The organism is Paracoccaceae bacterium Fryx2, from assembly GCA_032334235.1.
GTDB lineage: Bacteria > Pseudomonadota > Alphaproteobacteria > Rhodobacterales > Rhodobacteraceae > JAVSGI01.
The window spans coordinates 15,714-36,947 of record JAVSGI010000007.1; the positions used below are offsets into that span (position 1 = coordinate 15,714).

The window sequence follows — 21,234 nt, forward strand, 5'->3', positions numbered from 1 at the left end:
GCGCTCAAGCCCAGCGCGGCGGGGTCCTGCCCAGAAAGGCTGCGATGCCATGCGCGGCCTCTTCGCCATCCCAGGTGTCGGCCAGTCGGCGGATGGTGTCGTCGATCACGCCCGCGTCGATCCGCGGCCCCAGCGCGCGGGCCAGCGCCTTGGCGGCCCCCACAGCCTGCGGCGCAACCGACAGATAGGGCAGCACCTCGGCCTCGACGGCGGCATCCAGCGCGTCGTCCGCCACCACGCGCGCCACAATGCCCAGCGCGCGTGCCTCGTCGGCCCCGAATATCCGCGCCGACATGAACACCCGCCGCGCGTGGCCTTCGCCCATCCGCGCCAGCACATAGGGGCCGATGGTGGCCGGTATCAGCCCCAGCCGGGTTTCGGTCAGCCCGAACTGCGTGCCCGCCCCGGCCACAGCCACGTCGCAGACGCAGGCAAGGCCCACACCGCCGCCGAACGCCCCGCCATGCAGCCGCCCGATCAGCGGCCGGGGCATCTCGTTCAGCGCGTGCAGCATCATGGCAAGGGTGCGCGCCGCCGCCATCCGCCCCGCGCGGTCGGCGGCAATCTGCGCCTGCATCCAGCCCAGATCGCCACCCGCGCAGAACACCTTGCCCGCGCCCGACAGCACCACCGCCCGCGTGTCGGGCGAGGCGCCCAGCGTGCGCGCCATGTCGGTCAGGTCGGCAATCATCTGCGCCGACAGCGCGTTGCGCCGGTCGGGCAGGTTCAGCGCGACATAGGCCACGCCCCGGTCATCCTGCCGGACCGACAGGGTTTCATACCCGCTCATGCTGTCCTCAACGTCTTTGCAAAGGCGGCGGCCCTTGCCAGTTTCGCGCGGTTGATCCCGGTGGCATGGCCGCGCGCCTCCAGCATCGCCACCACCGCCTCGGTCGCCACATTGCCCGCCGCCCCCGGCGCATAGGGGCAGCCGCCCAGCCCGCCCACGGCGGCATCGAACACCCGCAAGCCCCGGTCCAGCGACACCGCGATGTTGTCCAGCGCCCGGCCTTGCGTGTCGTGGTAATGCCCGGCCAACTGCCCGGCGGGCAGGGCTTCCAGCACCGCATCCAGCATCCGGACGATGCTGTCGGGCGTGCCGTGGCCGATGGTGTCGCCCAAAGCCACCTCGAAACAGCCCATGTCGCGCAGCGCCACCGCCACCCGCACGACTGCGGCAGGCGGCACCGGCCCGTCGAACGGGCAATCGGTGACGCAGGAAACATAGCCGCGCACCGGCATCCCCGCCACCCGCGCCGCCGCCAGCACCGGGGCAAACCTCTCCAGACTTTCCGCGATGGAGCAGTTGATGTTGGCCTGCGAGAACCCCTCGGACGCCGATGCGAACACCGCCACCTCGTCCACCCCCGCCGCCAGCGCCGCCTCGAACCCCTTCAGGTTCGGGGTCAGCGCGGCATACGACACGCCGGGCCGCCGCACGATCCCGGCCAGCACCTCGGCGGCATCGGCCATCTGGGGCACCCATTTCGGGCTGACGAAGCTCGTCACCTCGATCCGGCGCAGGCCGCAATCCGACAGCAGGTCCACCAGCGCGATCTTGTCGGCGGTGCGGATCGGGGTCGGTTCATTCTGCAACCCGTCGCGCGGGCCCATCTCGAAGACCGTGACCGGGTCAGCCATCTTCCGGCTCCAGCGTCAGCAGCATCGTGCCGTCGGTCACCTGATCGCCCGCCGCCGCCAGCACCTCGGCCACGACGCCGTCGCGCGGGGCGGTCAGCGTGTGTTCCATCTTCATCGCCTCCAGCACCATCAGCGCATCGCCGCGCGCCACCACTTGCCCGGCCCGGGCCGAAACCAGCTTCACCAGCCCCGGCATCGGGGCGGAAATGCTGTCGCCGCCGGCCTCGGCTTCCGATGCGTCATCCAGCGCGTCGGGCAGGCCGAACACGAAGCTGCGACCGTCGGCAAACACCGTGACCTGCGCGCCGTGGCGCACAAGGTCGATCCGGCTGCGGTGCCCGCCGGTGGCGACCACGAAGCCGGTGCCGCCGCTTGGGGTCACCGTCAGGTCCAGCGACGAGCCTTCTGTCAGGATGCGGTGGCTGCCGTGGCCCAGCGCCATCACCTGCACCTCGAACGCGGCATCGCCGTGGGTCAGCGCGACATGGTGGCGGGCCTCGTTCCAGTGCCGCCAGCAGGCCAGCGCCTGCCACGGGTCGGACGGGTCGCGCGCATCGAGCAGCCCCAGCCCCGACAGCGCCGCCAGCCCCGTCACCTCGGGCGGGGCCGGGTCGGCCCGGGTCAGCGCCGCAAGGTCGCGCCCGATCAGCCCGGTATCGACCTCGCCCGCGCCGAAGCCCGGATGCCGCGCCAGCGCGCCCAGAAATTCCAGATTGGTCACCGAACCCGCCACCCGGCACCCGGCCAGCGCCTGCGCCAGCATGTTCAGCGCCGCCGCCCGCGTCGGGCCGTGCACGATGACCTTGGCGATCATCGGGTCATACCACGGGCTGATCTCGTCGCCCGGCCGCACGCCGGAATCGACCCGCACCGGCCCGCGGGCAAACTCGGTGCCTGCGGGAAAGGCCAGATGGTCCAGCCGGCCGGTCGCGGGCAGGAAACCCTTCGGCACGTCCTCGGCATAGACCCGCGCCTCGAAGGCGTGGCCGTCGATCACGAGATCGCTTTGCGCGAAGGGCAGCGGCTCGCCCGCCGCCACGCGCAGCTGCAGCTCGACGAAATCCAGCCCGGTGATCGCCTCGGAAACCGGATGTTCCACCTGCAACCGGGTGTTCATCTCCATGAACCAGAAGCGGTCGGCGCGCAGCCCGTCCGACCCGTCGGCGATGAATTCCACCGTCCCCGCCCCCTGATAGCCCACCGCCCGCGCCGCCTCGACCGCAGCCTTGCCCATCGCGGCGCGCACCTCGGCGGGCATGTCGGGGGCAGGGGCCTCCTCGATCACCTTCTGGTGGCGGCGCTGCAGGGAACAGTCGCGCTCGAACAGATGCACCACGTTGCCGTGACTGTCGCCGAACACCTGAATCTCCACATGGCGCGGCCTTGTGATGTATTTCTCGATCAGCACCGCCGGGTCGCCGAAGCTGGCCTGCCCCTCGCGCTGCGCACCTTCGAGCAGGGTCTTGAAATCCTTCGGGTTCTCGACCAGCCGCATCCCCTTGCCGCCGCCCCCCGCCCGCGCCTTGATCAGCACCGGATAGCCGATGGCATCGGCCTCGCCCGCAAGGAAATCGGCGTCCTGCCCGGCCCCGTGATACCCCGGCACCACCGGCACGCCGGCCTGCACCATCAGCGCCTTGGCGGCATCCTTCAGCCCCATGGCGCGGATCGCTCCGGCCCCCGGGCCGATGAACACCAGCCCCGCCGCCGTCACCGCATCGACGAAATCGGGGTTTTCCGACAGGAAGCCATAGCCCGGATGGATCGCCTGCGCGCCACAATCCAGCGCGGCCCGGATGATCCGGTCGCCGCGCAGATAGCTGTCGGCCACCGCTGCCCCGCCGATATGCACCGCCTCGTCGGCCATGGCGACATGGCGGGCCTGCGCGTCGGCGTCGGAAAACACCGCCACGCTGCGGATGCCCAGCCTGCGGGCGGTGGCCATCACGCGGCAGGCAATCTCGCCCCGGTTGGCGATCAGGATCTTGCTGAACATTCCGTCCCCCTCACATGCGGAACACGCCGAAGCGCGTCTCGGCAACCGGTGCGTTCAATGTGGCCGACAGGCTCAGCGCCAGCACGTCGCGGGTCTTGCGCGGGTCGATGATGCCATCGTCCCACAGCCGCGCCGAAGCATAGAGCGGGTGGCTTTGTTCCTCGAACATCTCGACGGTCGGGCGCTTGAAGTCGGCCTCGGCCTCGGCGGTCCAACTGCCGCCCTTGCGCTCGATCCCCTCGCGCCGCACGGTGGCCAGCACCCCCGCCGCCTGTTCGCCGCCCATCACCGCGATGCGGCTGTTGGGCCAGGTCCACAGGAAGCGGGGGCTGTAGGCGCGGCCGCACATGCCGTAGTTGCCCGCGCCGAACGAGCCGCCGACCAGCAGCGTGATCTTGGGCACCGCCGTGGTGGCGACCGCCGTCACCAGCTTGGCGCCGTCCTTGGCGATGCCGCCGGTCTCGTATTTGCGCCCCACCATGAAGCCGGTGATGTTCTGCAGGAACACCAGCGGAATGCCGCGCTGGCTGCACAGTTCGACGAAATGCGCCCCCTTCAGCGCGGCCTCGGAAAACAGCACGCCGTTGCTGGCGATGATGCCGACCGGCATCCCGAAGACATGGGCAAAGCCGCAGACCAGCGTGGTGCCGTAACGGGCCTTGAACTCGTCGAAGCGCGACCCGTCCACCACGCGGGCAATCACCTCGCGGATGTCATAGGGGGTGCGCAGGTCGCCCGGCACCACGCCAAGGATCTCGTCGGGGTCGTAAAGCGGCGCCTCGACCGGCATAAGCTGCAAGGGCTGCGGCTTGACCCGGTTCAGCCCCGCCACCGCCTGCCGCGCCAGCGCCAGCGCATGGGCATCGTCGCGCGCGAGGTAATCGGCCACGCCCGACAGACGGGTATGCACGTCGCCGCCGCCAAGGTCTTCGGCGCTGACCACCTCGCCCGTCGCCGCCCGGACCAGCGGCGGCCCGGCCAGAAAGATCGTGCCCTGATTCTTCACGATGATCGTCACATCCGACATGGCCGGGACGTAAGCCCCGCCCGCCGTGCACGACCCCATCACCACCGCGATCTGCGGGATGCCCAGTGCCGACATCTGCGCCTGATTGTAGAAGATCCGCCCGAAGTGGTCGCGGTCGGGAAAAACCTCGTCCTGATTGGGCAGGTTGGCGCCGCCGCTGTCGACCAGATAGACGCAGGGCAGGTGGTTCTGCTGCGCAATCTCCTGCGCGCGCAGGTGTTTCTTGACGGTCATCGGGTAATAGGTGCCGCCCTTCACCGTGGCGTCGTTGCACAGGATCATCACCTCGCGCCCCGCCACCCGGCCGACGCCCGCGATCATCCCGGCGCCGGGCGCATCGCCGCCGTAAAGCCCGTGCGCGGCGAACATCCCCACCTCCAGAAACGGCGCGCCGGGGTCGAGCAGGCGCGACACCCGTTCGCGCGGCAGTATCTTGCCGCGCCCGGTGTGGCGGTCGCGCGCCACGTCGCCGCCCCCGGCCATCGCGGCCCCGGCGGCAGAGGTGACAGGGGACATCGCCGCGCGGTGCGCCGCAAGATTGGCGGCAAAGGCTTCGGAGCGCGGCGAGATCAGGGAACGCAGAACCGCCATGTCAGGACACTGCCCCCATCATCTCGCGCCCGATCAGCATCCGGCGAATCTCGGACGTGCCGGCCCCGATCTCCATCAGCTTGGCATCGCGGAAGATCCGGCTGACCGGCGACTGGGTCATGAACCCGGTGCCGCCCATCGCCTGCACCGCCTGATGCGCCACCACCATCGCCTCCTCGCTGGCATACAGCACGCAGGCGGCAGCGTCCTGCCGCGTCACCTGCCCGCGGTCGCAGGCGGCGGCCACGGCATAGACATAGGCGCGGGTGGAATTGAGCTTGGTGTAGATGTCGGCAATCTTGCCCTGCATCAGCTGGAAATCCCCGATCCGCTGGCCGAACTGCTTGCGCTGCGCGAGGTAGGGCATGATCTCGTCCAGACAGGCCGCCATGATCCCGGCCCCGATGCCCGACAGCACGACCCGTTCGTAATCCAGCCCCGACATCAGCACCCGCACGCCCCGGCCTTCCTCGCCCAGCACGTTCTCGAACGGCACCTCGACATCCTCGAAGATCAGTTCCGCCGTGTTCGATCCGCGCATCCCCAGCTTGTCGAAATGCGCGCTCTGGCTGAAGCCCTTCATCGACTTTTCCACCAGAAAGGCGGTGATGCCGCGCGCCCCGGCGGCCGGGTCGGTCTTGGCATAGACCACCAGCGTTTCCGCCTCGGCGCCGTTGGTGATCCAGAACTTGGTGCCGTTCAGCTTGTAATAGCCGTTCTGCCGGTCGGCGCGCAGCTTCATCCCCACCACGTCCGATCCCGCCCCGGCCTCCGACATGGCCAGCGCGCCGACATGTTCGCCCGTAATCAGCTTGGGCAGGAACTTCGCCTTCTGCTCGGGCGTGCCGTTGCGGTTGATCTGGTTGACGCAAAGGTTGGAATGCGCGCCGTAAGACAGCGAGACGCTGGCGCTGGCCCGCGCAATCTCCTCCACCGCGACGACATGCGCCAGATACCCCATCCCCGCCCCGCCAAGGTCTTCGGGCACGGTGATGCCCAGCAGCCCGAGGTCTCCCATCTCGCGCCACAGCCCGGCCGGAAACTCGTTGCTGCGGTCCACCTCGGCCGCCATCGGTTTCACGCGGTCCTGCGCCCAGGCGTGAACCGTGTCGCGCAGCGCGTCCACGTCCTCGCCCAGACCGAAGTTCATTGTCGCGTTGAACATAGTGTTCCCCCTCCCAGGTTCCGTTCGATGCCTCGCCCGCGCAGCGCCATCCTGCGCTGTCGCGGCTGCGGTGCGAAGCCCGCGCCGCGATTTCCGTTGCGTCATTTTACCCCCGTTCCCGGGCCTATCGGGCACGGGAAAGGGCCGGATGGCAAGCCCCGCCGACAGCGCAGCCCCGGCCCGGCCGGGGTCAGCCGTCCGCGAAATCGCGGTGCAGGGCCAGATCGGCCGCGCTGAACCGGAGCGCAGCGAAGGTCTTCTGGTGCCAGTAGGGGTAGATCAGCGGGATCGTGCTGACCTCGGTCAGCCGCCTGCGCTCCTCGACGGTCAGTGCCAGCCCGACGGCGGCGAAGTTGTCGAGAAACTGCGCCTCGTTGCGCCCGCCGACCACCAGCGAGGTGATGCCGGGCCGTTCCAGCAGCCAGGCCAGCGCGATCTGCGCCGCCGACACGCCGCGCGCGCCGCCGATGTCCACCAGCACATCGACGATGTTCCACAGCTTTTCCGCGTCGCGGATCGGCGGTTCCGTCCAGCCCGCGAACTGGCGCGAGCCTTCGGGGGCGGGCTGGCCGCGCCGGTGCTTGCCGGTCAGCAGCCCGGCGGCCAGCGGGCTCCACACCAGCACGCCAAGCCCCTGGTCCACCGAAATCGGCAGCAGTTCGTATTCCGCCTCGCGCGCTTCCAGCGTGTAATGGATCTGCTGCGTCACGAAACGCGGGCGCCGGTCGCGGTCGCTGACGGCCAGCGATTTCATCACATGCCAGCCGGAATAGTTGGAACAGCCGATGTAGCGCACCTTGCCCTGGCTCACCAGCGTATCCAGTGCCGCCAGCTTTTCCTCGACCGGGGTCGTGCCGTCCCATTCGTGCATGTAGTAGATGTCGATATGGTCGGTGCGCAGCCGTTTCAGGCTGCGTTCGCATTCGCGGATCAGGTGGTGGCGCGAGGTGCCTTCGTCGTTCGGGCCGGTGCCGACCCGCATCCGTGCCTTGGATGTGACCAGCACGTCGTCGCGCCGCCCCTCAAGCACCTCGCCCAGGATTTCCTCCGACAGGCCGGAGGAATACATGTTGGCGGTGTCGAAAAGGTTCACCCCGTGGTCGATGCACAGATCGACGAGCCGCCGCGCCTCTGGCACGCCCTGCGCGCCGACCATGGCGAAGGGGCCGGCCCCGCCGAAGGTGAAGGTGCCCATCGTCAGCACCGAGACCTTGAGACCCGAGCGGCCGAGCGTTCTGTATTCCATGAAACCGATCTCTCCCGTTGTCTGTTCCGCAAGGCAGCGGCGCAGGCTTCGGGTGCCGACAACGCCGCCCCTCCCGCCAGCCTCCATCCCGGGGCATCATGCCCGATTGCGCCGGGCGCGGCCAGTTCTTCGCGGGGCGAGCCCGGCCGGAATCGCGCTGCGGTGCCGGGCGGGGCAGGGCGCCCGCGATCACCCCGCCGCGATCCCGCGTGAAGGGGCGTGTGCCCGCCTGCCGAATGCCGCGGCGAAACCGTCGAACCCGCAATCCCGGGGTCGCAACAGCTATGGCAATCGGCAGCGAACTGCCGCAGTTTCAGATCATCATGCGGCCCGGCCGATCGGCGTCACCGCCCGACCGTGCCACCCCGTTCTGAAAGGACAAGTTCCATGCATGCAGCACTTACCAAAGGCGGCAACGCCGTTGTCACCGGGGCGGCCTCGGGGATCGGCCTTGCTGCGGCGCGCCACCTCGCGCGGCGCGGGCTGAAGGTCTGCCTCGCCGATCTGGGCACCGACCGGCTGGAAGCCGCGCGCGCCGTCCTGATGGCCGACGGCACCCAGGCCTCCCATGTGATCACCTGCCCCACCGATGTTGGCGACAAGGCGCAGATCGAGGCGCTGGCGGTCCATGTCGCGGAACAGTTCGGCGTCGTGAACGTGCTGATGAACAACGCCGGAATGCAGCCCGGCAGTTCGATCTTCAACGAGGAGGGCAACTGGGACCGCATCCTGGCCGTGAACATGCTGGGGGTGATCCGCGGGTGCCAGACCTTCGCGCCCCGCATGATGGCGTCGGGACAGCCCGGATTGATCATCAACACCGGCTCGAAGCAGGGCATCACCACGCCGCCGGGCGATCCGGCCTACAACCTGTCGAAAGCCGGGGTGAAGGTGTATACCGAGGCGCTGCAGCACGCCCTGCGCACCACACCGGGATGCGCCGTCGATGCGCGGCTGTTCATTCCCGGCTTCGTCTTCACGCCCCTGACCGCCAGGGGCCGGATCGAAAAGCCCGACGCCGCCTGGACGGCCGAGGACACTGTCGAGTTCCTGTTCGAGCAGGTGGGGCGCGGCCACTTCTACATCCTGTGCCCCGACAACGAGGTTGACCGGCAGACCGACGAGCGGCGCATCCTCTGGGCCGCGGGCGACATCGTCGAGAACCGCCCGCCGCTGTCGCGCTGGCACCCCGACTATGGCGATGCCTTCGCGGACTGGCTGAAAGCCTGACCGGGACCGGCCACCCGGTGACCGGCGCTTCGGGAGTGGCGACCTGGGACTGGCGCCCGTGGATTGTCGGCCGCGGGCTCGCGCCCGTGACCGACGCCCGGGACCGGCGCCGGTCGCGGGCGCGGCCAGGCTGACCGGCCCCGACTGCCCCGCGACAGCGGCTTGAGCCGCCCCTGACACCCTGCCGACCCCGAGACCCGCCGCCGCGCGTTCAGGCAGGCGTCAGGTCGGGCTTGCAGGTTGCCCTTCACCGGTCCGCCAGATGTGGGCCGTGAGAGGCCGCCCATGACACCAGCCCCGGATCCCGCCGCCGCTGCCCCGGCCCCGACCGTCATGGTCTGGGATGTCTGGGTGCGCCTGTTCCACTGGACGCTCGTGCCGGCCATCGCCGCCGCCGCGGCCACCGGCTTTCTGGGCGGTGCGCTGTGGTTGCGGCTGCACATCGCGAGCGGGGTGGCTGCGGCGGCGCTGGTGCTGGCGCGGATCGTCTGGGGCTTTCTTGGCACCACCCATGCCCGCTTTGCCGATTTCGTGCCGCGCCGCGCCGAAGTCGTGGCGCATCTGCGCGGCGGGGCGCAGGCCCGTCACCTCGGTCACAATCCGCTGGGGGCGCTGATGGTGCTGGCGGTGCTGGCCGCGGTGCCGGTGCTGGGCCTCAGCGGGCTGGCGCTGCTGGGCGGCACGCTGAAGTCGGGGCCGCTGGCCGGGCTTTCCTATGGCGCGGGGGCGTTGCTGGGGGCGGTGCATGAACCGCTGGCGATCGGCCATCTGGTGCTGGTCGGGCTGCATCTGGCGGGCGTCGCCTTCGAAAGCCGACGCAGCCGCGAAAACCTTGCCCGCGCGATGCTGGACGGGCTCAAGCCCGCCCGCCCCGGCGACCATGCCGCCCGCGCCAGACCCGGGCATGGCCTGGTGGCGCTGATCCTGGTCGGCGCGCTGGGCTGCGGGCTGTATGCGGCCAACGCGGGGCTGTCGGCGCGGGCGGTGCCCGGCCTGCCGGTCGCGGTGCTCGACCCGGTCTATCAGGCCGAATGCGCCGCCTGCCACATGGCCTATCACCCCAGCCTGCTGACCGCCGCTTCCTGGACCGCGATGATGGCCGCGCTTGCCGATCATTTCGGCGAGAATGCCAGCCTCGATGCCGCCACCACGGCGCAGATCACCGCCTGGCTGGCCGCACATGCCGCCGAAACCGCCGATACCAAGGCCGCGCATCTGCTGTCGGGCGGCGGCCCCGACGCCCCCTTCACGCTGACCGAAGCCCGGTTCTGGAAACACCGGCACGCGGGCATCCCCGATGCCGTGTTCGCCGGGCGCGCGGTCGGTGGCCGGTCGAACTGCGCCGCCTGCCATGCCGATGCCGCCCGCGGCCTGTTCAGCCCCTTTGCCCTTTCGCTTCCCGAGGAGACCCTGAAATGAAACGCCTGCTGATCCTTCCCGCCCTGATCTTCGCCCTGCCGGTGCTGGCCGCCGACACCACGCCCGCCGACCTGATCGCCCGCTACAGCGCCGAGGCCGGCGCCCCGGCCGATGCCGCCCGGGGCAAGGCGATGTTTCTGGCCAACCAGACCGGCGGCAAGCCCGACACGCCGTCGTGCACCACCTGCCACACCGCCGACCCGCGCGCGATGGGGCAGGCCCGCACCGGCAAGACGATCGAGCCGCTGGCGCCTTCGGCCAACCCCGCCCGGCTGACCGATCAGGCCTTTGTCGAAAAGTGGCTGGGCCGCAACTGCGATTCGGTTCTGGGCCGCGCCTGCACCCCGTCCGAAAAGGCCGATGTCATCGCCTGGCTTGCCACCCTGTGAGCATTCAACGGAGCATCCCATGATCAGACCCATCGCCCTGAGCCTTGCCTTTCTGGCCTCGACCCTGGCCCCGACGCTGCCCGCGCTTGCCGATGATGACGGCGAACGGGTGGCAGCCGTTTCCCATGCCGCCACCCAGACCGAATGCAGCGCCTGCCACATGGCCTTCGCGCCCTTCTTCCTGCCCGCCCGGTCGTGGAAAGCCATGATGGGCGGGCTTGAGGACCATTTCGGCGAGAATGCCCAGCTTGACCCGGCGACGCGCGCCGACATCGAGGCCTATCTTGTCGCCAATGCCGGCGACGCGGGCGGGCGCCCGAACGGCCTGCTGCGCAATGTGGCCGACACCGACGTGCCGCTGCGCATTACCGAACTGCCGTGGTTCAAGCGCGAACATGACCGCGAGGTGTCGCCAGGGATGCTTGCGAAGGCGAAATCGATGGCCAATTGCGTCGCCTGCCATCGCGGGGCAGAGCGCGGATCGTATGAGGACGACTGACCGCATGTCCGCCGGCAAGATTGGCATGGAGATGCCGGTCGCGCCGTGCGACAGTCGTTGCTGCCTGCAAGCAGGCGGCGATGCGCGGATGGGGGCGGGATGACAGCAGGTCCGGGGGCTGACGGGTGACTGGCAGCGCGCTACAGCAGGCGGCGGGCCTTGCCGGTCTCAGGCGGGTCGTGGCCGATCCGCAGCGGCTGGCCCGCAGGCTGGCGCTGGCCGGGGCCGACGTGGCCGGGGCTGCGGCGCGGGTGGCGGGCGTGCCACGCCCCGGCGTGCTGCGGCTGTCGGGCGGCGCGGCCGAACCCCCGGCGTTCCTGGCAACGCCCGCCGACCGGCTGGCCGCGGGCCTGTTCGACCTGCTGGGCGCGCCTTCGGTGCTTGTGGCGGCGGCGGCGTCGGGCGGCGGAGTCGATGACCGGGCGCGGGGCGTGCTGAAGCATCATTTCGCGACCCGGTGGGGCCTCGATCCGCTCTGGCTTGACCGCGCCTTGCCGGTGCTGGAGGCCGGATGCGCGGGGGCGGACCCCGACGATCTGGCCGCAGCCCTGCTTGCGCTTCAGCGCGACCTGCCGGGCGGTGACCCCACCGCCGATCTGCCCGCCCTGCTGCGGACCCTTGGCCGGACCGGCGGAAGGATGCATCCCGATGCGGCGGCGCTGATCGCCCGGCTCGAGGCGGGCTGGCGGCCCGCGCGGCGGGGGGTGCTGGCGGCCCTCGCTGCCGCCCCCGGCCGGGCATCCGGCTGGATCGGACGGCGTTTCGGGCGCGGCGACGCCGACCGGGTGCTGGCCTGGGCAGGTCACGACCGGCCGGACCTTCCGCCCGAAGCGGTGGCGCCGCCGGTTCCGGTGCTGTGGCTGCTGGGCAAGACCGGGGCCGGCAAATCCTCGGTGATCCGGCTGCTGACCGGGCTGGATGGTGCCGAGATCGGCACGGGCTTTGCCCCCTGCACCCGGACATCGCAGGCCTTCGACCACCCCGCCGACCAGCCGGTGCTGCGCTTCCTTGACACGCGCGGTCTGGGCGAGGCGGGGTATGACCCGGCCGAGGATCTGGCGGTGTGCGAACGCGGCAGCCATGCGGTGCTGGCCGTGGTGCGGCTGGATGATCCGGTGCAGGGCGAGGTGATCGAGGTTCTGGCCAAGGTCCGCCGCACCAGCCCCGGGATTCCGGTGCTGGTGCTGCACACCGGCGCCGATCTGGTGCCCGACCCCGAACAGCGCGCCCGTGCCCGGCGCCACACGCAATCGCTGCTGGAATCGGCGGCGGGCGGCACCCTGCCATCGCTGGAGCTTGCCCTGCCGGACGCGGCGCTGCACAAGGCGACTGCCGCCGATGACCTGATCGCGGCGCTGTCGGCCTTTCTGCCCGAGGCGGCGCTGTTCCTGATGCGCGACGCCGCCCCCGATGCCGAGGCCCGCGACTTCGCGCGCCACAAGGCGCTGGTGTTCTGGTATGCCGGTGCCGCCGGGGCCAGCGACGCGGCCCCCGTGGTCGGTCTGGTGACGGTGCCGGGGTTGCAGGCCGCGATGCTGAACGCGCTGGCCGGGCGCTACGGGGTCGAGTGGACGCGGCCGCGCGCCACCGCCTTTGCCGCGGCGCTGGGCTCGGCGCTGCTGCTGCGGCTGGGGGCGGGGCTGGGGCTGCGGCAGGTGGTCAAGCTGATCCCGGTCTATGGCCAGACGGTGGGGGCGGCTTCGGCCGCCACGCTCAGCTTTGCCACCACGCTGGCGCTGGGCCGCGCCGCCGCCGCCTGGCTGCACCATGACCGGCGCGGCGACCCGCTCGACGTGGAAACCCTGCGCGCGCATTACACCGATGCACTGAAGAGGGCCGTCCATGCGCGTCCGTGATGCCCTGCGGCGGGTCGTGCTGCGCTGGGACCGGCTGGGGGTCGTGGCGCTGATCGCGCTGCCGGTCGGGGTGACCTCGGTTCTGGGCTTCCTGTGGCTGGGCGAGCGCGGCTACCTGCTGGCTTTCGTGGCCGTGATGGCGGGGCTGTCGCTGCTGGTCTGGGCCGTTCGCGCCGTGCTGCGGCGCAGGCAGGCCGCCGCCGAACCGGCGGGCGGGTCGCCAGCCTCGGTTCCCGGCGACCCCGGCTGGACCGAGCGCGAGCGGCGGGCCTATGACGCGGCCTGTCAGGCCATCGCCGCCCGCATCAGCGCGCCGATCCCGTGGGAAACCATGCCCGGGGCGGCGCTCGACGTGGTGGGGCAGGTGGCGTCGGGCCTGTCGGGCGGCAAACGCTCGGCGCTCGATTTCACCGTGCCCGAGGCGCTGTTGCTGATCGACCGCGTCGCCTCGCGCTACCGCGACTTCCTGCGCGCCAACGTGCCGTTTTCCGATCAGGTCTCGATCGCGACCGCGTGGTGGATGTGGCGCCACAAGGGCAAGGCCGAGGCGGCCGTGGGCGTGGCGGGTCTGGCCTACCGCGCCTTCCGCCTTGTCGCCAACCCGCCCGCCGCCATCATGCAGGAGGTCGGGCGCACCGTGCAGTCGGGCTTTTCCGACACCCTGTCGCGTGAGTTCATGCGCGACACCCAGTGCATCCTGCTGGAGGAGGTCGCCTTTGCGGCGGTCGATCTCTACTCGGGGCGGATGAAGTTTTCCGATGCCGAACTGTTGCAGATCCGCCTCGGATCGGAAATCGCCGACCGGCAGCGGCTGGCCCAACCCGATGAGCCGGTGCGGATTCTGGTGGTGGGCCAGATCAGCGCCGGGAAATCGACGCTGACCAACGCGCTTCTGGGCGAAAGCCGGGCCGAGACCGACATGGGGCCGACCACCGCAGCACTTGCGGCCCATGAGATCGACATCGACGGGATTCCGTGCCGGCTGCTCGACACCATGGGGCTGGACGGTTCGTCCGCAGTCCGTGACCGGATCAGCGCCGAGATGGCGCAAAGCGACCTTATCCTGTGGGCGGTGCGTGCCAATCGCCCGGCGCGCGCGCCCGATGTCGCGCTGATGCAGGCGTTCGAGGCGTGGTTTGCCTCCCATCCCGAACGGCGCAAGCCGCCCTTGGTGCTGGTGGCGACCGGGGCCGACCTGCTGTTGCCCGGCTGGCCCTACGCCGAGGGCGTGCTGCCCCCGGACGAACAGCAGCGCGTCGGTGCCGCGATGCGCGCCATTGCCGCCGACCTGGGCACGCCGCCGCCGATTCCCGTGCGGGGCGAAGACCCCGACTGGAACGTAGAGACGGTGGCGAACGCGCTGGGCGCGCAGATCGGCGAGTCGCTGATGACCCAGCGCAACCGCCGCCGGGTCGAGGGGCGCAGCACCGGCACGGGCCTGCGCGACAATGTGGCCCGCGCCGCGACCGGGGCGGGCAGCCTGATCGCGCAGGTCGCGACACGGCTGCGCAAGCGCATTTCCTGAGGCCCGCTTGCGGCCCCTGCCGCGCCTGCCTATCCTGCACGCCGGTCAGCAAAGGGGCAGCACATGGACCTTCCCGATTTCATCACGGCGTTTCCGGGGCTTGACGTGCCCTTCCCGCCCGAGGTCGTGCGCAGCCACGCGATCCGGTCCGACGCGGGGCTCGTGGTGTTCTTCGACTTCGTGCAGGATTTCGAGTTGCCGCCGCACGCGCACAAGGCGCAATGGGGCACGGTGCTCTGCGGCCAGATCACCCTGACCATCGGCGGGGTGACGCGCAGCTTCGGGCCGGGCGACAGCTACTCCATTCCGGCCGGCGTGGAGCATGGGGGCACGATCAGGGCGGGAACCAAGGTGATCGACGTGTTCGAGGAACCCGACCGCTATGGGTTGCGCCCGGCGGTGCAGCACCGCCGGGAACAGGTTCCCGATTAACGGAAGCCGTCGGTCACGAAGGCGCCATCGGTCACCGAATAGGCGCGGAAGCTGCCCGCGGATTCGCCGTTGCCGATCATCTCGACATTGGTGGCGCCGACATAGTCGATGTCGGTCCCGGCCTTCAGCAGTTCGATCGCCTTTGCCAGTTCGCCCGGATAGATCTTCTCGCCCGGGGCGTTGGCCACGTCCATCACCTTGTCCTTGAAGCTGGCCGAGGCCGAAGACCCGGCCGCCTGCATCGCCAGCAGGATCAGCGCCGCCGCATCGTAGGATTCCCCGACATAGGACGAGGTGCCGTCGAACCCGGCGGCAGCCGCCATCTCGACCACCTTCACCGCACCGTCGCTGTCGGTGCCCGGCACCGAGCCGAACGACCCGTTCAGCCCGTCACCCACCGCCGCGATCAGCGACTCGCCATACATCCCGTCCGGCAGGAAGAAGGTCGAGAACGCGCCCGAATCCAGCGACCCCTGGATGATGCCCTTGCCGCCCTGGTCGACATAGCCCGCAACCACCAGCAGGTCGCCGCCCGCCGAGGCCAGCGCTCCGACTTCGGCCGAATAGTCGGCCTTGCCGTCCTCATGCGCGGCCGAAATGGTGACCTTGCCACCCGCCGCCTCGAACGCGGCCTGGAAGCTGTCGGCCAGACCCTTGCCGTAGTCGTTGTTGGTATAGGTGAGCGCGACGGAAGCGATGCCGCGATCCTTCAGCATTTCGGCCATCACCACGCCTTGGCGGGCATCCGAGGGTGCTGTGCGGAAGAACAGGCCGTCATCGTCGGCATCCGACAGCGCGGGCGAGGTGGCGGAAGGCGAGATCATCGCGACGCCGTTCGGGCGCGCCACGTTCTGCAGGACGGCGCCGGTGACGCCCGAACAATCGGCGCCCATGATCGCGTTCACCTTTTCCGAGGTCACAAGACGCTCGGCCGCGGCGGTGGCGGCGGCGGCATCGACGCAGGTGCTGTCGCCGCGCACGGCGGTCACGGTCGCGCCGTCGAGCAGGGTGCCCGCGTCATTCACTTCCTTGATCGCCATTTCGGCCGAGGCGGCCATCGACGGGGTGATCGATTCCAGAGGCCCGGTAAAGCCCAGGATGATCCCGATCTTGATATCCTCGGCACTGGCGGCACCGGCGACCAGCACCAGCGCGGACGTGGCAAGAAGCAGTTTTTTCATTGTATAACTCCTTTGTTGGACCGAAGTCCTGGCTCGGACCCTATGTCCGCTGCCCCGGAATGGAAACGCCCAAGCGCCTCGGCTGCGCCCGGCGCGACGGCGTGTCTCACCAGAGCGTTTCCGGCGCTGGCCGCCCGTGCCGGGCGCTACAGGAATATGCGCCTTTGCTTGACGGCACCACCCCCCTGTGCTTCGTTTGGTCGCAACCCCGGCAGTGCCGGACCATGAATGACAGGAGGGGGCGCTTCATGCGCTACGCGAAACCCGAAACCGCCGCAGAAGCGGCAGGCCTGCTGGCGGCAGAACCGGGTGTCACCCGGATTCTGGCGGGCGGCACCGATGTGATGGTGCAGTTGAAGGCGGGGATGGTCGAACCCGACCTGATCGTGGACATAAAGCATATCAAGGGCCTGCGCGACATCACGCCCGAGGCTGGCGGCTTTCGCATCGGGGCTGCCGTCTCGGGGGCGGAACTGGGCGAACATGCCGGGGTGCGCGCGCTCTGGCCCGGCGTGGTCGAGGGGTTCGAACTGATCGGCTCGACCCAGGTGCAGGGCCGCGCCACCATGGCAGGCAACCTGTGCAACGGCTCGCCCGCGGCCGATGCCGTGCCGGGGCTGGTGGCGGCGGAGGCAATGGCACGGATTGCGGGGCCCGGTGGGTCGCGCGACTGCCCGGTGGCCGACCTGCCGCAGGGGCCGGGGCGGGTGGCGCTGGGCAAGGGGGAATTCATCACCTCGATCTTCCTGCCCGCGCGGCCCGAATGGTCGGGCGATGCCTACCTGCGCTTCATCCCGCGCACCGAGATGGACATTGCCGTGGCCTCCGCGGCGGTCAGCCTGACGCTGGACGCAGAGGGCCGCGTGACGGCGGCGCGGGTGGCGCTGGGGGCCGTGGCGCCCACGGTGCTGCTGGTCGGCGCGGCGGCCGATTGCCTGATCGGCCGCACGCCGGACGCGGAAACCCTTGCCGCACTGGCCGCTGCCTGTTCGGCGGCCTGCAACCCGATCGACGACAAGCGCGGCACCATCGCGTTCCGCACCGAAGTGGCGGGCGTGCTGGCGCGCCGGGCCACGCTGATCGCATACGAACGCGCCGGAGGCCGGACATGAAGACCATCCACGTTGCAACCACCGTCAACGGCGACCCGGTGGAGTTCGTCTGCGCCCCCGACGAATCCCTGCTTGACGCGCTGCGCAACCGGCTGGGGCTTACCGGCGCCAAAGAGGGCTGCGGCACCGGCGACTGCGGCGCGTGCAGCGTCACGCTGGACGGGCGGCTGGTCTGTTCCTGCCTCGTGCTGGGGGTCGAGGCCGAGGGGGCCAGCATCGGCACAATCGAGGGGCTGGCGAGCGGCGACACGCTGCACCCGTTGCAGCAAAGCTTCATCGACCACGCCGCCCTGCAATGCGGCATCTGCACCCCCGGGATTCTGGTCGCCGCCAAGGCCCTGCTGGACCGCAACCCCGACCCGACCGACACGGAACTGCGCTATTGGCTGGCAGGCAACCTCTGCCGCTGCACCGGCTATGACAAGATCATCCGCGCCGTGCAGGATGCCGCCCGCCAGATGAGGAACGCCTGACATGGCACTGGATTCAAACGACAAACGCATCTTCAAGGTGGTCGGCACCCGGCCTGCACGCCCCGATGGCATCGACAAGGTCACGGGCCGCGCGCTTTTCGGCGCCGATGTCACCGCACCGGGGATGCTGACGGGGTGCATCCTGCGCAGCCCGCACGCCCATGCAAGGGTGATCGCCATCGACACCTCGGACGCCGAGGCGCTGGCCGGGGTCAAGGCCGTGGTCACCGCCGCCGATTTCGCGGTGCAGGAAGACCTTTCGCTGCGCGACCTTCAGGAAAACTGCATGGCGCGCGACAAGGTGCTGTATGACGGCCATGCCGTCGCCGCCGTTGCCGCCACCTCGCCCGCAATCGCGAAGGCCGCGCTGAAGCTGATCCGCGTCACCTACGAACAACTGCCGCATGTCACCGATGTCGATGCCGCGATGCGCCCCGATGCGCCGGTGGTGCAGGCGGGCCGCAGTCTGGAAAACGTGCCGCCGGGCATGTCGGAGAACGTCACCAGCACCTGCGAATTCGGCCATGGCGACCTTGCGGCGGGCTTCGCCGCCGCCGACCGCATTGTCGAGCGCAGCTTCACCACGGCGGCGACGCATCAGGGCTACATCGAGCCGCACGCCTGCCTTGCCACCATGACCGCCGACGGAAGGGCAGACCTGTGGTGCTGCACCCAAGGGCAGTTCAACGTCCGCGCCATCTGCGCCGCCCTGCTGGGCATCGAGGCCAGCCAGTTGCGGGTCACCGCCTCGGAAATCGGCGGCGGCTTCGGCGGCAAGACCACGGTGTTCATCGAACCCGTGGCGCTGGCGCTGGCGCGCAAGGCCGGGCGGCCGGTCAAGATCGTGATGACGCGCGACGAGGTGTTCCGCGCCACCGGCCCGACCGTCTCCTCCTCGATCGACGTGAAGATCGGCATGACCGCCGCAGGCCGCATCACCGCCGCCGAGGCGCGGCTGCGCTATTCCGGCGGGGCCTTCCCCTGCGGCACGGTCGACATGGGCGCGCAGGCGGCCTTTGCCGCCTATGATCTGGCGGCGGTGCGAACGCAGGGCTGGAACGCCCTGACCAACCGCCCGAAAGAGGCCGCCTACCGCGCCCCCGGCGCGCCGCAGGCGATCTATGCGGTGGAAAGCGTGGTGGATGAACTCTGCCAGCAACTTGCGCTCGACCCGCTGGAGGTGCGCCTGCTGAACGCCGCGCGCAAGGGCACCCGGTCGTCCTATGGCCCGACCTTCGAAGACATCGGCCTTGTGGCAACGCTGGAGGCGGCCAAGGCCCATCCGCACTATGCCGCGCCGCTGGAACCGGGGCAGGGGCGCGGGCTGTCGGCAGGGTTCTGGTTCAACTTCGGCGGCAACACCTGCGTGTCACTGAACATCAACACCGATGGCACCGTGGGCGTCACCGAGGGCAACCCCGACATCGGCGGCAGCAGGGCCGCGATCAGCCAGATGGCGGCCGAGGAACTGGGCATCCCCTACGACAAGATCCGCACCATCATCGCCGACACCGCCTCGCTGGGCCACAATGACGTGACCGACGGCAGCCGCGTGACCTTTGCCGTGGGTCTTGCCACCATCATGGCGGCGCGCGATGCGATCGACAAGATGTGCGGCCGGGTGGCGAAGCTCTGGGGCATCGACGCCGATGCGGTGGTCTGGGAAGACGGCTGCGCCAAGCCCTCCGGCCCCAATGCCGGGCAGTTCCCGCCGATGACGCTGGCCGAGATTGCCGCCGTCTCGTTCAACACCGGCGGGCCGATTGCCGGGCATCACGAGTTCAACGCCGATGGCGCGGGCGTCAGCTTCGGGGTGCATCTGGTCGATGTCGCGGTGGACCGCGAAACCGGCGCAACCAAGGTGCTGCGCTACACGGTGTTTCAGGATGCGGGCAAGGCGGTGCATCCGTCCTATGTCGAAGGGCAGATGCAGGGCGGGGCGGTGCAAGGCATCGGCTGGGCTTTGAACGAGGAATACATCCACGGCGCCGATGGCCGGTTGCAGAATGCGGGCTTCCTTGACTACCGCGTGCCGGTCGCCTCGGACCTGCCGTTCATCGAGACGGTAATCCTCGAAATCCCCAACCCCGGCCACCCCTACGGCGTGCGCGGCGTGGGCGAGACGCCGATCGTGCCGCCGCTGGCCGCGATTTCCAACGCCGTGTCGCGCGCCACCGGGGTGCGGATGAACCGCCTGCCGATGTCGCCGCCGCGCGTGCTGGCGGCGATCAAGGCGGGCGAGACGGGCAAGGCGGGCAAGGCGGGCAAGGCGGGCTGAGATGGTGACAGTCACGCTCTGGGGCACGCTGCGCGAGCGTGTCGGCGGTGCGGCGCAGGTCGAGGTCGAGGCCGCCACCTTCCGCGAACTGCTGGACCGGCTGGCCGCCGACTATCCCGGCCTGGCACCGCAGATCGAACGCGGCGTGTCGCTGGCGCTCGATGGGCGGATCTACCGCGAGGCCTGGTTCACCCCGATCGGACCCGAAAGCGAGGTCGTGCTGATGCCCTACATGGCGGGCGGCTAGGTCCGGGGCTGCGAGGCCAGCACCATCAGCCCGCCCGCAATCGCCCAGTTCTTGACGAAGATCGACATCTGCCACGGGTCGGCCGGGATCAGGTGGAACCAGCTGGTCAGCACGCAATACCCCGCTGCCAGCAGCGCCCAGACCCGGATGCCCGGCCCGGTGACCAGCGCCACCGCCACCACCGCATCGAAAACCGCCGCAGGCCAGATCAGCACCCCCGGCAGTCCAGACGCCGCCAGCAGGCCCTGCACCGGCGCAGGGTCCAGCCCCTTCTGCACCGCCCCCAGCGCGAACAGCAGGGCCAGCAGCACCCGCCCGGTCAGGTTGATCATCCGGTCCACCCGCGTTCCCCCATTGCCCAACCTACGCATTCCGGGCGCGCAAGTTGCAATTACACCGGCCCGTCCTTCACCGCCTCCATCGCGACATAGGTCGAGGTCGAGGCGACATGCGGCAGCGCCGACAGCTTTTCACCCAATATCCGCCGGTAATCCTGAATGTCGCTGCTGCGCACCTTCAGCAGATAGTCGAACCGGCTGGCGATCATGTGGCATTGCTCCACCTCGGGCAGCGCCAGCACCGCTTTGTTGAACGCCTGCAACGCGGCCTCGCGGGTGTCCGACAGGCGCACCTCGACGAAGGCGACATGCGATTGCCCCATCTTGATCGGGTCGAGCACGGCGCGGTAGCCGGTGATCACCCCCGCCGCCTCCAGCCGCTTGATCCGCGCCTGCACGGGCGATTTCGAAAGGCCGACACGGCGCGCCAGTTCCGTTGCGCTGATGCGGCCATCGGCCGCAAGCCCGCGCAGGATTGCGTGATCGAAGCGGTCCAGCGCCACAAGGTCATTCGTCACGCCAAACCCCCTGAAATCAGCCGATCCGCCTGCCATGGCCGCAAGATCGGGACAATCGGCTTTCATTTTGC

Annotated in this window: 20 protein-coding genes; 11 read left to right on the forward strand and 9 right to left on the reverse strand. The window is 70.0% G+C overall.

What is annotated here, in order from left to right:
* Positions 1 to 4 precede the first annotated feature (4 nt).
* The 6 genes from RNZ50_25820 to RNZ50_25845 all read right to left on the reverse strand — a co-directional run bounded on the left by RNZ50_25820 (position 5) and on the right by RNZ50_25845 (position 7,666).
* A complete protein-coding gene (locus RNZ50_25820) occupies positions 5 to 790 on the reverse strand; it encodes a crotonase/enoyl-CoA hydratase family protein (protein MDT8858381.1) in 786 nt (261 codons plus the stop codon).
* Positions 787 to 1,641, reverse strand: coding sequence for a hydroxymethylglutaryl-CoA lyase (locus RNZ50_25825; protein ID MDT8858382.1), 855 nt, complete (start codon positions 1,639 to 1,641; stop codon positions 787 to 789). The genes RNZ50_25820 and RNZ50_25825 overlap by 4 nt, the downstream gene beginning before the upstream one ends.
* Positions 1,634 to 3,637 (reverse strand): acetyl/propionyl/methylcrotonyl-CoA carboxylase subunit alpha, encoded by a 2,004-nt coding sequence (locus RNZ50_25830; GenBank protein MDT8858383.1) that lies wholly within the window; start codon positions 3,635 to 3,637, stop codon positions 1,634 to 1,636. Before RNZ50_25830 ends, RNZ50_25825 begins: the two co-directional genes overlap by 8 nt.
* A 10-nt stretch (positions 3,638 to 3,647) precedes the next feature.
* Entirely contained in the window at positions 3,648 to 5,255 is a 1,608-nt protein-coding gene (locus tag RNZ50_25835) for a carboxyl transferase domain-containing protein (protein ID MDT8858384.1), read from the reverse strand.
* Between the two features lies 1 nt (position 5,256).
* The gene (locus tag RNZ50_25840) at positions 5,257 to 6,420 is read right to left on the reverse strand and encodes an acyl-CoA dehydrogenase family protein (protein ID MDT8858385.1); all 1,164 of its coding nucleotides are present in this window, start codon (positions 6,418 to 6,420) and stop codon (positions 5,257 to 5,259) included.
* A 190-nt stretch (positions 6,421 to 6,610) separates the two neighbouring features.
* Entirely contained in the window at positions 6,611 to 7,666 is a 1,056-nt protein-coding gene (locus tag RNZ50_25845) for an aldo/keto reductase (GenBank protein ID MDT8858386.1), read from the reverse strand.
* A gap of 387 nt (positions 7,667 to 8,053) precedes the next feature.
* On the opposite strand from RNZ50_25845, the gene RNZ50_25850 reads away from it, so the two are divergent.
* The 7 genes from RNZ50_25850 to RNZ50_25880 all read left to right on the forward strand — a co-directional run bounded on the left by RNZ50_25850 (position 8,054) and on the right by RNZ50_25880 (position 15,016).
* Positions 8,054 to 8,896 carry an SDR family NAD(P)-dependent oxidoreductase gene (locus RNZ50_25850; GenBank protein ID MDT8858387.1) on the forward strand — a complete coding sequence of 281 codons (843 nt, stop codon included), beginning with the start codon at positions 8,054 to 8,056 and terminating at the stop codon, positions 8,894 to 8,896.
* Between the two features lie 285 nt (positions 8,897 to 9,181).
* Positions 9,182 to 10,315 carry a cytochrome b/b6 domain-containing protein gene (locus RNZ50_25855; protein ID MDT8858388.1) on the forward strand — a complete coding sequence of 378 codons (1,134 nt, stop codon included), beginning with the start codon at positions 9,182 to 9,184 and terminating at the stop codon, positions 10,313 to 10,315.
* The gene (locus tag RNZ50_25860; protein ID MDT8858389.1) at positions 10,312 to 10,704 is read left to right on the forward strand and encodes a DUF1924 domain-containing protein; all 393 of its coding nucleotides are present in this window, start codon (positions 10,312 to 10,314) and stop codon (positions 10,702 to 10,704) included. The genes RNZ50_25855 and RNZ50_25860 overlap by 4 nt, the downstream gene beginning before the upstream one ends.
* A gap of 19 nt (positions 10,705 to 10,723) precedes the next feature.
* Positions 10,724 to 11,203, forward strand: a complete 480-nt coding sequence (locus RNZ50_25865) for a diheme cytochrome c (GenBank protein MDT8858390.1) — start codon at positions 10,724 to 10,726, stop codon at positions 11,201 to 11,203.
* Between the two features lie 125 nt (positions 11,204 to 11,328).
* Positions 11,329 to 13,059, forward strand: a complete 1,731-nt coding sequence (locus tag RNZ50_25870; protein MDT8858391.1) for a GTPase domain-containing protein — start codon at positions 11,329 to 11,331, stop codon at positions 13,057 to 13,059.
* Positions 13,046 to 14,584, forward strand: a complete 1,539-nt coding sequence (locus tag RNZ50_25875) for a GTPase (GenBank protein MDT8858392.1) — start codon at positions 13,046 to 13,048, stop codon at positions 14,582 to 14,584. The genes RNZ50_25870 and RNZ50_25875 overlap by 14 nt, the downstream gene beginning before the upstream one ends.
* A gap of 63 nt (positions 14,585 to 14,647) precedes the next feature.
* Positions 14,648 to 15,016 (forward strand): cupin domain-containing protein, encoded by a 369-nt coding sequence (locus RNZ50_25880; GenBank protein ID MDT8858393.1) that lies wholly within the window; start codon positions 14,648 to 14,650, stop codon positions 15,014 to 15,016.
* On the opposite strand, the gene RNZ50_25885 is transcribed toward RNZ50_25880, so the two are convergent.
* Positions 15,013 to 16,197 (reverse strand): ABC transporter substrate-binding protein, encoded by a 1,185-nt coding sequence (locus RNZ50_25885; protein MDT8858394.1) that lies wholly within the window; start codon positions 16,195 to 16,197, stop codon positions 15,013 to 15,015. The genes RNZ50_25880 and RNZ50_25885 overlap by 4 nt on opposite strands.
* 248 nt (positions 16,198 to 16,445) lie before the next feature.
* Here RNZ50_25885 and RNZ50_25890 point away from each other — a divergent pair, with 248 nt between their 5' ends.
* The 4 genes from RNZ50_25890 to RNZ50_25905 are packed head-to-tail and all read left to right on the forward strand — an operon-like array spanning position 16,446 to position 20,307.
* Entirely contained in the window at positions 16,446 to 17,309 is an 864-nt protein-coding gene (locus RNZ50_25890; GenBank protein MDT8858395.1) for a xanthine dehydrogenase family protein subunit M, read from the forward strand.
* Complete coding sequence (locus tag RNZ50_25895) at positions 17,306 to 17,782, forward strand: (2Fe-2S)-binding protein (GenBank protein MDT8858396.1); 477 nt, start codon at positions 17,306 to 17,308, stop codon at positions 17,780 to 17,782. Before RNZ50_25890 ends, RNZ50_25895 begins: the two co-directional genes overlap by 4 nt.
* A 1-nt stretch (position 17,783) precedes the next feature.
* A complete protein-coding gene (locus RNZ50_25900; protein MDT8858397.1) occupies positions 17,784 to 20,060 on the forward strand; it encodes a xanthine dehydrogenase family protein molybdopterin-binding subunit in 2,277 nt (758 codons plus the stop codon).
* A gap of 1 nt (position 20,061) precedes the next feature.
* The gene (locus tag RNZ50_25905) at positions 20,062 to 20,307 is read left to right on the forward strand and encodes a MoaD/ThiS family protein (protein MDT8858398.1); all 246 of its coding nucleotides are present in this window, start codon (positions 20,062 to 20,064) and stop codon (positions 20,305 to 20,307) included.
* Here the strand turns inward: RNZ50_25905 and RNZ50_25910 are convergent.
* Both RNZ50_25910 and RNZ50_25915 read right to left on the reverse strand, forming a co-directional pair.
* Positions 20,304 to 20,639: a DoxX family membrane protein gene (locus RNZ50_25910; protein MDT8858399.1), complete on the reverse strand. Its 336-nt coding sequence runs from the start codon at positions 20,637 to 20,639 to the stop codon at positions 20,304 to 20,306. The two genes, RNZ50_25905 and RNZ50_25910, sit on opposite strands and share 4 nt — an antisense overlap.
* A 59-nt stretch (positions 20,640 to 20,698) precedes the next feature.
* Positions 20,699 to 21,199, reverse strand: a complete 501-nt coding sequence (locus RNZ50_25915) for an Lrp/AsnC ligand binding domain-containing protein (GenBank protein ID MDT8858400.1) — start codon at positions 21,197 to 21,199, stop codon at positions 20,699 to 20,701.
* Positions 21,200 to 21,234: the final 35 nt, after the last annotated feature.

Coding starts and splice junctions, on each gene's coding strand:
- RNZ50_25820 (MDT8858381.1), bottom strand. CDS start 790: ATGAGCGGGTATGAAACCCTGTCGGTCCGGCAGGATGACCGGGGCGTG.
- RNZ50_25825 (MDT8858382.1), bottom strand. CDS start 1,641: ATGGCTGACCCGGTCACGGTCTTCGAGATGGGCCCGCGCGACGGGTTG.
- RNZ50_25830 (MDT8858383.1), bottom strand. CDS start 3,637: ATGTTCAGCAAGATCCTGATCGCCAACCGGGGCGAGATTGCCTGCCGC.
- RNZ50_25835 (MDT8858384.1), bottom strand. CDS start 5,255: ATGGCGGTTCTGCGTTCCCTGATCTCGCCGCGCTCCGAAGCCTTTGCC.
- RNZ50_25840 (MDT8858385.1), bottom strand. CDS start 6,420: ATGTTCAACGCGACAATGAACTTCGGTCTGGGCGAGGACGTGGACGCG.
- RNZ50_25845 (MDT8858386.1), bottom strand. CDS start 7,666: ATGGAATACAGAACGCTCGGCCGCTCGGGTCTCAAGGTCTCGGTGCTG.
- RNZ50_25850 (MDT8858387.1), top strand. CDS start 8,054: ATGCATGCAGCACTTACCAAAGGCGGCAACGCCGTTGTCACCGGGGCG.
- RNZ50_25855 (MDT8858388.1), top strand. CDS start 9,182: ATGACACCAGCCCCGGATCCCGCCGCCGCTGCCCCGGCCCCGACCGTC.
- RNZ50_25860 (MDT8858389.1), top strand. CDS start 10,312: ATGAAACGCCTGCTGATCCTTCCCGCCCTGATCTTCGCCCTGCCGGTG.
- RNZ50_25865 (MDT8858390.1), top strand. CDS start 10,724: ATGATCAGACCCATCGCCCTGAGCCTTGCCTTTCTGGCCTCGACCCTG.
- RNZ50_25875 (MDT8858392.1), top strand. CDS start 13,046: ATGCGCGTCCGTGATGCCCTGCGGCGGGTCGTGCTGCGCTGGGACCGG.
- RNZ50_25880 (MDT8858393.1), top strand. CDS start 14,648: ATGGACCTTCCCGATTTCATCACGGCGTTTCCGGGGCTTGACGTGCCC.
- RNZ50_25885 (MDT8858394.1), bottom strand. CDS start 16,197: ATGAAAAAACTGCTTCTTGCCACGTCCGCGCTGGTGCTGGTCGCCGGT.
- RNZ50_25890 (MDT8858395.1), top strand. CDS start 16,446: ATGCGCTACGCGAAACCCGAAACCGCCGCAGAAGCGGCAGGCCTGCTG.
- RNZ50_25895 (MDT8858396.1), top strand. CDS start 17,306: ATGAAGACCATCCACGTTGCAACCACCGTCAACGGCGACCCGGTGGAG.
- RNZ50_25900 (MDT8858397.1), top strand. CDS start 17,784: ATGGCACTGGATTCAAACGACAAACGCATCTTCAAGGTGGTCGGCACC.
- RNZ50_25905 (MDT8858398.1), top strand. CDS start 20,062: ATGGTGACAGTCACGCTCTGGGGCACGCTGCGCGAGCGTGTCGGCGGT.
- RNZ50_25910 (MDT8858399.1), bottom strand. CDS start 20,639: ATGATCAACCTGACCGGGCGGGTGCTGCTGGCCCTGCTGTTCGCGCTG.
- RNZ50_25915 (MDT8858400.1), bottom strand. CDS start 21,199: ATGGCAGGCGGATCGGCTGATTTCAGGGGGTTTGGCGTGACGAATGAC.